At 54.1% G+C, this 1673-nt stretch carries 1 rRNA gene; it reads right to left on the bottom strand.

Annotated elements, in window-relative coordinates:
• Window positions 1–3: 3 nt before the first annotated feature.
• Window positions 4–1545: ribosomal RNA gene (locus tag COO59_RS20425) — 16S ribosomal RNA — on the bottom strand.
• Window positions 1546–1673 lie beyond the last annotated feature (128 nt).

Raw genomic sequence — 1673 nt, 5'->3', positions numbered from 1 at the left:
AGGTAAGGAGGTGATCCAACCGCAGGTTCCCCTACGGTTACCTTGTTACGACTTCACCCCAGTCATGAATCACAAAGTGGTAAGCGCCCTCCCGAAGGTTAAGCTACCTACTTCTTTTGCAACCCACTCCCATGGTGTGACGGGCGGTGTGTACAAGGCCCGGGAACGTATTCACCGTGGCATTCTGATCCACGATTACTAGCGATTCCGACTTCATGGAGTCGAGTTGCAGACTCCAATCCGGACTACGACGCACTTTATGAGGTCCGCTTGCTCTCGCGAGGTCGCTTCTCTTTGTATGCGCCATTGTAGCACGTGTGTAGCCCTGGTCGTAAGGGCCATGATGACTTGACGTCATCCCCACCTTCCTCCGGTTTATCACCGGCAGTCTCCTTTGAGTTCCCGGCCGAACCGCTGGCAACAAAGGATAAGGGTTGCGCTCGTTGCGGGACTTAACCCAACATTTCACAACACGAGCTGACGACAGCCATGCAGCACCTGTCTCACGGTTCCCGAAGGCACTTCCGCATCTCTGCAGAATTCCGTGGATGTCAAGACCAGGTAAGGTTCTTCGCGTTGCATCGAATTAAACCACATGCTCCACCGCTTGTGCGGGCCCCCGTCAATTCATTTGAGTTTTAACCTTGCGGCCGTACTCCCCAGGCGGTCGACTTAACGCGTTAGCTCCGGAAGCCACGAGTCAAGCTCACAGCCTCCAAGTCGACATCGTTTACGGCGTGGACTACCAGGGTATCTAATCCTGTTTGCTCCCCACGCTTTCGCACCTGAGCGTCAGTCTTCGTCCAGGGGGCCGCCTTCGCCACCGGTATTCCTCCAGATCTCTACGCATTTCACCGCTACACCTGGAATTCTACCCCCCTCTACGAGACTCTAGCCTGCCAGTTTCGAATGCAGTTCCCGGGTTGAGCCCGGGGATTTCACATCCGACTTGACAGACCGCCTGCGTGCGCTTTACGCCCAGTAATTCCGATTAACGCTTGCACCCTCCGTATTACCGCGGCTGCTGGCACGGAGTTAGCCGGTGCTTCTTCTGCGGGTAACGTCAATGAACAAGGTTATTAACCTTATTCCCTTCCTCCCCGCTGAAAGTACTTTACAACCCGAAGGCCTTCTTCATACACGCGGCATGGCTGCATCAGGCTTGCGCCCATTGTGCAATATTCCCCACTGCTGCCTCCCGTAGGAGTCTGGACCGTGTCTCAGTTCCAGTGTGGCTGGTCATCCTCTCAGACCAGCTAGGGATCGTCGCCTAGGTGAGCCGTTACCCCACCTACTAGCTAATCCCATCTGGGTTCATCCGATGGTGTGAGGCCCGAAGGTCCCCCACTTTGGTCTTGCGACGTTATGCGGTATTAGCCACCGTTTCCAGTGGTTATCCCCCTCCATCGGGCAGATCCCCAGACATTACTCACCCGTCCGCCACTCGTCAGCGAAGCAGCAAGCTGCTTCCTGTTACCGTTCGACTTGCATGTGTTAGGCCTGCCGCCAGCGTTCAATCTGAGCCATGATCAAACTCTTCAATTAAAAGTCTGATGCTCATAAAAACGTCGTAATGAATTACGTGTTCACTCTGAGACTTGATACTGCAATTAGTTTTGCGATATCCCGTCCGTGAGTGCCCACACAGATTGTCTGATAAATTGTTAAAGAGC

It is taken from the genome of Mixta theicola (assembly GCF_002895925.1).
Taxonomy (GTDB): Bacteria; Pseudomonadota; Gammaproteobacteria; order Enterobacterales; family Enterobacteriaceae; genus Mixta; species Mixta theicola.
Note: the sequence above shows the minus strand (reverse complement) of the source record. Positions and strands in the feature narration are given on the sequence as shown.